Origin of the sequence: Streptomyces sp. NPDC051020, assembly GCF_040683105.1 — a bacterium.
GTDB lineage: Bacteria > Actinomycetota > Actinomycetes > Streptomycetales > Streptomycetaceae > Streptomyces.
In genome coordinates, this window is sequence record NZ_JBFBCG010000154.1 from 1 (window position 1) to 8417 (window position 8417).

Below are 8417 nucleotides of genomic sequence, written 5' to 3' on the forward strand. Positions count from 1 at the left end.
CTGCTCTCCGGGGTCCCTTGCCACACAACGGACATGACGCCACGTCACTCACGAGACCGGCGAACCGGACCAATCCCAATCGCGCAATGCCCCTGATCGTGGCCGCGGCCGCCAAGTCCTCGAAGCTATTCACGGGCTCGACCTTGAAGGTTTACCAGGGCGCCCCGCACGGCCTGTCGATGGTCCCCAAGTTCACCGATCAGTTCAACGCCGACCTGCTGGCCTTCACCCGCGGCTGACGGCGTCCCCCCGCTGGGCAACCGACATCCGCAGCCTCCGACCTTCCCGGCAGCCCTGCGCATGCCGAAAACCTCATCCGCCCAGGTCGTGCGGCATGTTGGTACTCGTGCTCAATCCCCACCTCTGCGAGGACCGCGTCGAACAGCGAGGGGAACTTCCCGTCGCGATCGCGAATCAGGAACCGGAATCTACGGCGACGGCCTCGCGGCTCTGGGCAAGGCCGTGTCCTGATCCCCCACTGCCTCTGCCAATCCGTGCGCGCAAGAGAATCGACTACGGAAGTGCGGCCAACTTGCCGCTGGCGCGGCTGATCGGCAACGCACGTGCCACGTAGGTGCTGGCATGGATTCCTGCCGTACCCATATCGGGAGCCGTCGGATCCGGGCCTGACCGGGCCGCGCTTGGGCCGGACGGCCCTGTCCCTGGCACAGCGGCAGAAAGTGCCGACTGGCCTCGCGAGCAGGCTCCTGCCGTTAACGGTCAGCCGGGCGTTACGCGGAGGGACGCGAAGAACTCCGTGCGGTGAAGATTCCCTTTCCTCACACGATGTTGAGGCAGTCCAGGAACGGTTCCGCGGTGGCCGCCTCGCCGGTGATCCGGCAGTGGTCGCGCCACGCGGTCCGAGTCGTGCCCCATGCGATGAAGTCGGTCGCCTTGCTGTGGATCCAGGCGGCGGCGCCGTCCGCGGCACCTGGCTCCACCGTCAGCAGGACGTCCGGTCCGTCGGCGGGAACGATGGTGGCGGTCGTGGCGCCCGGTCCGGTGAACTCGAGTACGACCGGCCGGCTGATGGTGGCGATGAGTTCGGGCCCCTGCATCTGCGGGATGCCGGCGAGCATGAACTCGACCGCCGGCGCCACCAGCTCGTCGTCGGGCGGAGGGACCGCGAAGGGAAGCGGACCGCCGGGTTCGAGCATGTCGTAGCGCAGATGGCACAGGACGTTGAAAGCCATGGTGTTCGCCAGCAGGTGCCGGGGATAGGTACCCAGGCCTGGCACCAGTACCGGTTCGTCCGCCTGCGGCGCCTGCTGTCCCGCCTCCAGGATCTCCAGCTGCCGTGGGGTGAAGCGAAGCCACTCCTCGATCACCTCGGCATGGCTCCGGCCGCGGCGCTCGTCGACCCTCATGTCGTGGTAGCGCTCGCGGTTCTTGGGCCACGACGGATCCGTGGCGGGAGGGTCGACGGCCTCATGAGCGAGGGCGCCCAGGTGGGCGAGCACGTCGATGACGCGCCAGCCCGCACAGGCCGATAGAGACTCCCACCCGCGGTGGTCCACCAGAGGCACGATCTGCGACAGCTGCTCGCTGCTGCGCCGCGCCGAGGCGACACCCTCTCGACTCATCAGCCTCTTCCTTCCACGCGGACTCCTCGCGGCAGGCCACCGTACGAGTCATCCGCCGGCGTCACGCTGCCGGCGCGCGACGGGACATCCGGTACGTCGCTGCCGCGTCCGCCCGGCCCAGGCCGTTGCTCAGTGCCAACTGCAGCCGATCACGCACCACTTCGACATTCCAAGCTCCAGCCCCGCATCCCGTGCCGCGTCGGCGATCAGCCCGGCGTCCTTGGCCGCCGCCTCCAGGGGGAAGGAAGGAACGTCGAGGTCGTCGCTGATCATCTTCGGGCCCTTGGACCGCACGTAGGTGCTGTTCAGCGCACCGCCGTTGATTACGTTGATCAATTGGTGCGGGTCGACACCCAGGCCCTCGGCGAGTGCCAGGGCCTCTGCGACGCCCTCGACGGTGGTTAGCACCCAGGCGTTGTAGGCAAGCTTGAGGCTGCTGGGCTGGCTGATCGCGTCGAGCCAGACGGTGCGCGTGCCGACGGCGTCCAGCACTGGTTGGACGCGCTCGCCCGCGCACATGTCGGACGCGGCGGCCAGGATGGTCAGGGTTCCGGCGACCGCCGGTTCCTTCGCACCGAGCAGTGGCGCCTCCACGTAGGCCACGCCCATCCTGGCGGCCTTGTCCGCCAGGCGCCGGCTGCCTCCGGGCGAGACGGTGCAGCCCTGCAGCCACACGGCGTCCCGGTCGATGCCTTCGCGGGCCTGGTCGACGGTTGGTCCCGGCGACGATCTGCTCGTTGGCGTGGATGGTCAGCACGACCTTCGCTCCTCGGCACGCCTCGGCGGGGGTCTCCCAGACGGTGGCGCCGACCTCGGCGAGCGCCTCGGCGGGCTCGCGGCTACGGTTCCACACCCGCAGTTCGAGCCCCGCGGCGGCAATGTTCCTTGCCATCGCGTCGCCCATGGTGCCGGTCCCCAGCACCGCCACGACGGGGCGCCCGTGTCCCGTCGGCCCGGTGTCGTGTGTGTTCATGGATCAATCCTCCGCGTCAGCGTCCCGATGCCCTGCGTACTCAGGCGCCCCGGCCGATCCACACCGTCTTGGCGTTCATGAACTCACGCATGCCCAGGTCGGACAGCTCCCGTCCGTAGCCGCTGCGCTTCACGCCGCCGAAGGGGATCTCCGGGTAGCTGGTGGTGTTGCCGTTGACGAACGCCATGCCGGACTGCACGTCGCGGACGAACAGCTCGCGCTCAGTGGGATCCTCGCTCCACAGGTTCGAACCGAGCCCGTACGGGTGCCCGTTGGCGATCTTGAGGGCCTCCGCCAGCGAGGAGACGGTGAAGACCTGCGCGACGGGGCCGAAGACCTCCTCGTGGAACATCTTCATCTGCGGCGTGATGCCGGTCAGCACGGTCGGCGGGTAGAACCAGCCCGCCCGGTCGGGCCGCTTCCCACCGGTCAGGACGGTCGCGCCCTTTCCGACCGCGTCGTCGACGTACGCCTCCACGTCCGCCCGGCCCGACTCGGTGGCGAGCGGACCTATGTCCGTGGCGTCGTCCATCGGGTCGCCGACAACAAGCGCGGCCATCTTCGCGGTGAACTTCTCCAGGAACTGCTCGGCGATGTCCTGGTGGACGAAGAAGCGCTTGCCGTTGATGCACGACTGCCCGTTGTTCAGGGTCCGCGCCCGTACCGCCACGTCCGTGGCCCGTTCTAGGTCCGTCGACGGCATCACGATGAACGGGTCGGACCCGCCGAGTTCGAGGACGACCTTCTTGATCTCCTGACCGGCGATGGTCGCCACCGACCGCCCAGCCGGCTCGCTGCCGGTCAGCGTCGCCGCCGCCACGCGGTCATCCCGCAGCACCTGCTCCACCCTGCGCGCGGAGATCAGCAGCGTCTGGAACGTGTCGTCGGGGAACCCCGCCTCGCGGAAGAGCTGCTCCATGTACAGGGCGCACTGCGGCACGTTCGAGGCGTGCTTGAGGATTCCGACATTCCCTGCCATCAAGGCGGGCGCCGCGAACCGCATGGCCTGCCACAACGGCAGGTTCCACGGCATCACGGCCAGCACCACGCCGATCGGCTGGTAGGTCACGAACGTCTGCTGGGCACCCACGCTTTCGGCGTCACCGTGCTGGTCTCGCAGGAACCCCGGACCCTCGGCGGAGTAGAAGCGCAGTCCCCGCACGCACTTCGCCACCTCTTCCTGCGCCGCTTTGAGGGTCTTGCCCATCTCGGTCGTGATCACGCGGCTGACGGCGTCCGCGTCCTTCTCCAGCACATCAGCCGCCCGGCCGAGCCATCCAGCGCGCTGCTCCACGCTCGTCAGCCGGTACTCGGCCGCGGCCGCGGCGGCACGGGCGAGCTTCTCGTCAAGTTGCTCCGGGGTGAGTTCATCGAAGCTCTTGAGAACCTCACCCGTCGCAGGGTCCGTCGTCGCAATAGCCATATATCAAGGCTACGACCGCGGGCAACACCCCGCAAAAGCTGGGAACATAAATATGGGCGCCCACGTCGTTGATTATGCGCACCGTCCAGCGGCCCACCCTTCAGGGGATCTTGGGACCGGTTGCCGCAGCATATCTCTCTTAGAGGATGTCTCACCACAGAAAAGTGGGTGTGTTCGCGTCACGCAGGCTCCAAATGGCTGGAGTTCCATTTGACGGTTTGACGACGCCAGTCAAGTTGCAACCTTCAAGATGCCCACTCAGACTTGTCGTACGCGTCTGAATCTGCTCAATTACCCTTTCAAGAAAACCCCTCCCAGGGGACTGTCCTCTATCAAAATCCATGGCGTGCCGACCGGCGCAAGCTACATCCAAGACCCTGGGTTGATCCGAATATTCTCAACCGTCTCCCGGTAAATTCCGAAAGCGAGGCACATGTGATGCAAATGCGAGCTGCCCGGATGTACGGGTACCGGGAACCCCTTCGGGTCGACGAGGTTCCTGTGCCCGAGCCCGCGCCGGACGAGATTCTTCTGAAGGTCGCCGCGGCGGGGATGTGCCGAAGCGACTACCAGCTCCTCGACGGCTACTTCAAGGGCCCGTTCCCCGTGGATCTCCCCTACGTCCCAGGGCATGAGGTCGCGGGCCGCGTGGCGGGACTGGGAAGTGGCGTGCCCACGACGGTGGACTACTCAGAGGGCGACATGGTCGTCGTGAATCCCAGCTGGGGAGACGGCACATGCCGACAGTGCCGAGAAGGCAACGAGCAACTGTGCAGCGGCAACGGAAGGTGGGTGGGCTTCGGCCCTCCGGGAGGCTTTGCCGAGTACATGGTCGTGGAATACCGCCATGCGATCCCGGTCTCGGAGGAAGCGGCGAAGGCGCCTGAGCTCCTCGCCCCCATGACCGACGCGGGCATGACCCCGTACCGAGGGATGAGAAAGCTCCGGGACGCGGGCAAGCTCGGAGCCGGCCGCACCGCCGCAGTGACGGGCATCGGCGGGCTGGGAAGCTACGCGGTCCAGTACGCGAAGCTACTCGGAGGCGGTGCGACCGTGGTGGCGCTCGCGCGTAAGGACAGCAAACTGGACGTGGCGAAGGAGAATGGCGCGGACCACGGAATCAACGTCAAGGACAAGTCCGCCGAGGCCATCCAGGACGAGCTGGAGAGGCTGACTGGCCGGAGGACCCTCGACGCCATCCTGGACTGCGTCGGCAGCGACGCGTCCATCTCCATGGGGTTCGACCTGCTGGGTCCCGAAGGCGCACTGGCAGCGGTCGGCCTCATGAGTCAGCGCGTCGAGCACCGTCAGTTCCCCTTCGTAGGCATGGAGCAGTCCTACTTCGGTTCCTTCTGGGGAAACCACCTTGACCTCGTCGAGGTGCTCTCTCTCGCCGAAGCCGGCCTCGTCAAACACAACGTCACCAAAGTGAAGCTCGACGACATCAACAAGAACCTGGAGGCCTTGGGCCACGGCGACGTCGTCGGACGCCGGGTCATCGTCTTCGAGTAAAGCCGGCGGCAGGCAAACCCCCCGAGGAAGCCACCCTGCGTCGCTCGATCCGGACACACAGGGGTGTCCCGTGTTCCGCCGTCCTGCGGCTGCACCTTCGACGCAGGGCGGCGACTTCGTAACCTTCCACAGCGTGTCTCGACACTGCCAGTAGCTCTGTCCCCCGATCACTGACCGCGGATACGAGGAAATATCGTGATCAAACCCTTTGGGCCCTACGATTTCATGCCGCCTATCAGGACCTTCTCGTTGACCTCGCAGTCCTTTGCCCATGGCGGGCCGCTGGCCCGCGAACAGGTGAGCGGCATCCTTGGAGCGGGCGGATCGGACGTCTCACCGCAGCTGAGTTGGTCCGGCTTTCCCGAGGAGACTCGCAGTTTCACGGTCGCGATGTTCGACCCGGACGTGCCCACCGCCTCGGGCTTCTGGCATTGGGCTGTGGCTAACCTTCCTGCCTTCGTAACCGACCTTCCCGTCGGGGTGGGAGATGGAGGCGATCTGCCTGGCGGTGCGGTAACACTGGCCAACGATGCGGGCTACAGAAAGTACCTGGGACCGGCGACGCCGCCGGGAAACGGCCCGGACCGCTACTTCCTCGTGGTCCATGCCGTCGACGTGGACGAGCTAGAGGTGTCCGAAGCATCGACCCCTGCCTTCATGGACTTCCTCCTGTTCACCCACGCAATCGCGCGGGCAGTCATGTACGGCACCTATGAGCGGTGATCGATTGGGCTCAACCACGCCAAGCCCATACGCGCTGTCAACCGCGAAGGCCCGCCGGCGCGGCGCCATGTGGCGGCCGACCCCGAACTGCCTGAGGACCTTACGGGCGAACTCTCCAGCAAGTCAGCGACCGAACCCCGCTGACGAATTCGAGGCTAACCTCGCGCTTTCATCACAGGGGCTGTCCGGAGCTTGGTCAGACAAACGAGGAGTGCTCCTGACCTACAACGATGGGATATGTCTAAGGGCTGTCCCGTAAATGGTCTCTGAGTGGTCTCGTGCATGGTGGGCTGCTGTACGGCTTGGTGGTCTATCCGGCGAGGGCGAGGTTGTGGATTCGTGCGATGCCGAGCATGGCGTGATGGACGCCATCGCCTTTGAGGCGGCAGTCGCGGAGGATCTTCCAGGTCTTCGTGCGGGCGAAAACGTGCTCGACGCGGGCGCGGACCTGCTTGTGGGACTTGTTGTGGGCCTGCTTCCAGTCGGGCAACTCCTCGCCCCTGCGGCGTCGGTGGGGCATCACGAGCCCGGTGCCTGAATAGCCGCCGTCGGCGATGGTCATGGTCGTGCCGACGGCGGCCCTCGCGCCGGACTCCTCCCACGCCTTGCAGTCGTTGCGGTTGCCGGGCAGGGGCCGGCCGACCATCACGACGAGGCGGGTGTCGGCGTCGATGACGACCTGGTGGTTGGTGGAGTACCGGTAGTTCTTCGACTGCTCGGCGACGGTGTGATCGCGGGTGGGCACCAGGGTGCCGTCCACGATCAGCACGGTGTCCTTCGCGAACCGCTTGCGGGGCTGGAGGGCGAGCATCGGCCCGAGGTGATCGATGATCCTGTCCGCCGCCGACTTAGAAACCCCAAACAGCGGGGCCAGTTGGCGCATGGTCAGGTTCGTGCGCCAGTAGGCGGCGGCCAGCAGTGCCCGGTCCTCCAACGGCAGGCTCCACGGCCGGCCCCTGCGGACCGCGTCCGCACCCTCGCGCCGCAGAACCGTCACCAGCTTGCCGAACTGCCGCGGGCTCAGCCCGGTGAACGGGGCTATCCAGGACGGCTCCGAAGCCGTGATCACACCAGCCACGGCGAGATCGTCTCATCTTGATCATCCTGCAGGGCCCGCCAGCCTCTCGCGGGACATATCTCGTTCGTCCGGGCGGATCCTGCGTGAGAGCCTCACGCCTGTGGCTACTGAAACCGAGGTGGGAGAGCTGTTGCACCAGCGCGGCTGGCGGACGGCATTCACAGTCGCTGAAAGGGTGAACGCGTGGGCCGCCCTGGTGAGATTCATCGAGCGCGGCTACGGCGACGACATCTACGAGTACACCAACGACCTGTACTGCCGAAACTGGCTGCACGAGGCGTGGCTCCTGCTGGGCGAACACATCGTCCAGCTCTGGACCCCGCAGATCAAAGCCCTGGACGACCGGTACAAGGCCGCAACCATCGACGACGACGGCCAAGCACTCGACCAGTTCCACAGGCTGCCCGGCCCCGACCTGTGGTGGTGGCGGCGACACCCCCGCATCCTCACCGGAGACCTCAGGCGTTCGCTTCGCTCGGCCGGCGCCATCGGCACCGACCCGGACACAACGTGACCCTCAGCCTCCTGGGATTACGGGACAGCCCTTAGTAGGGCTTTGTTAGGTCCTGTGGTGGGGTTCGGGGGTTGCTGCGGGTTGGCCGCATATCGAGCAGGCGCCGGTCCAGGTGGCCAGGAGGGCCTGGAGTTCGCGGAGGACCGCGTAGAGGGTCGGGCCGGCGCAGGGGCTTTTGGGTCGAGCCTGAGCAGGGTGCAGAAGGCCTGGGCGAGGGAGGCGAGGGTTGCGTGGCGGTGCCATCCGAAGTAGTTGCGGCCCTCGAAGTGGTCCAGGCCGAGACCGTCCTTGAGCTCACGGTAGTCGTGCTCAACTCGCCAGCGGATCTTGGCGATTCGCACCAGCTCGCGTAGTGGGGTGTCGGCGGGCAGCGTCGAGAGCCAGTAGTCGGTCGGCTCGGCGGAGTCGGGTGGCCACTGGACGAGCAGCCAGCATTCGGGCAGGGAGCCGTCGGCGGCGCGGCGGATGGACCGGTTGGCCGGGCGAACCCGCAGGGACAGGAACTGCGAGCGCATTTCGGCATTCGGGTTGTGCTTGGTGGCCTTGCTGCCCTGGCGCCAGGTGACGGTGCGGGTGGCCGTTTGCCCGGCTGTCAGGGCCAGTGCGCGCAG

The 8417-nt window shown here is 66.7% G+C and carries 7 protein-coding genes and 3 pseudogenes; 4 read left to right on the forward strand and 6 right to left on the reverse strand.

Annotated elements, in window-relative coordinates; translation table 11 throughout:
• A pseudogene (locus AB0N06_RS37190) lies at nucleotides 1–239 on the forward strand (hypothetical protein); the annotation flags it as partial.
• Between the two features lie 540 nt (nucleotides 240–779).
• Here AB0N06_RS37190 and AB0N06_RS37195 read toward each other — a convergent pair.
• The 4 genes and pseudogenes from AB0N06_RS37195 to AB0N06_RS37210 form a co-directional block, all read right to left on the reverse strand.
• Complete coding sequence (locus AB0N06_RS37195; RefSeq protein ID WP_366139103.1) at nucleotides 780–1583, reverse strand: maleylpyruvate isomerase N-terminal domain-containing protein; 804 nt, start codon at nucleotides 1581–1583, stop codon at nucleotides 780–782.
• A gap of 129 nt (nucleotides 1584–1712) precedes the next feature.
• Nucleotides 1713–2273 (reverse strand): NAD-binding protein, encoded by a 561-nt coding sequence (locus tag AB0N06_RS37200; protein WP_366139109.1) that lies wholly within the window; start codon nucleotides 2271–2273, stop codon nucleotides 1713–1715.
• Nucleotides 2274–2316: 43 nt separating this feature from the next.
• A pseudogene (locus tag AB0N06_RS37205) lies at nucleotides 2317–2556 on the reverse strand (NAD(P)-binding domain-containing protein); the annotation flags it as partial.
• 40 nt (nucleotides 2557–2596) lie between these two features.
• Nucleotides 2597–3979: an NADP-dependent succinic semialdehyde dehydrogenase gene (locus AB0N06_RS37210; protein ID WP_366139104.1), complete on the reverse strand. Its 1383-nt coding sequence runs from the start codon at nucleotides 3977–3979 to the stop codon at nucleotides 2597–2599.
• Nucleotides 3980–4438: 459 nt separating this feature from the next.
• Here AB0N06_RS37210 and AB0N06_RS37215 point away from each other — a divergent pair, with 459 nt between their 5' ends.
• Both AB0N06_RS37215 and AB0N06_RS37220 read left to right on the forward strand, forming a co-directional pair.
• Complete coding sequence (locus AB0N06_RS37215; protein ID WP_366139105.1) at nucleotides 4439–5491, forward strand: NAD(P)-dependent alcohol dehydrogenase; 1053 nt, start codon at nucleotides 4439–4441, stop codon at nucleotides 5489–5491.
• A 195-nt stretch (nucleotides 5492–5686) separates the two neighbouring features.
• On the forward strand, nucleotides 5687–6214 hold the full coding sequence (locus AB0N06_RS37220; RefSeq protein WP_366139106.1) for a YbhB/YbcL family Raf kinase inhibitor-like protein: 528 nt from the start codon (nucleotides 5687–5689) through the stop codon (nucleotides 6212–6214).
• 310 nt (nucleotides 6215–6524) lie between these two features.
• On the opposite strand, the gene AB0N06_RS37225 is transcribed toward AB0N06_RS37220, so the two are convergent.
• A complete protein-coding gene (locus AB0N06_RS37225; protein ID WP_366139107.1) occupies nucleotides 6525–7292 on the reverse strand; it encodes a transposase in 768 nt (255 codons plus the stop codon).
• A gap of 100 nt (nucleotides 7293–7392) precedes the next feature.
• Here AB0N06_RS37225 and AB0N06_RS37230 point away from each other — a divergent pair, with 100 nt between their 5' ends.
• On the forward strand, nucleotides 7393–7806 hold the full coding sequence (locus AB0N06_RS37230) for a hypothetical protein (RefSeq protein ID WP_366139108.1): 414 nt from the start codon (nucleotides 7393–7395) through the stop codon (nucleotides 7804–7806).
• 170 nt (nucleotides 7807–7976) lie between these two features.
• Here the strand turns inward: AB0N06_RS37230 and AB0N06_RS37235 are convergent.
• A pseudogene (locus AB0N06_RS37235) lies at nucleotides 7977–8417 on the reverse strand (transposase); the annotation flags it as partial.

Coding starts and splice junctions, on each gene's coding strand:
- AB0N06_RS37195 (WP_366139103.1), bottom strand. CDS start 1,583: ATGAGTCGAGAGGGTGTCGCCTCGGCGCGGCGCAGCAGCGAGCAGCTG.
- AB0N06_RS37210 (WP_366139104.1), bottom strand. CDS start 3,979: ATGGCTATTGCGACGACGGACCCTGCGACGGGTGAGGTTCTCAAGAGC.
- AB0N06_RS37215 (WP_366139105.1), top strand. CDS start 4,439: ATGTACGGGTACCGGGAACCCCTTCGGGTCGACGAGGTTCCTGTGCCC.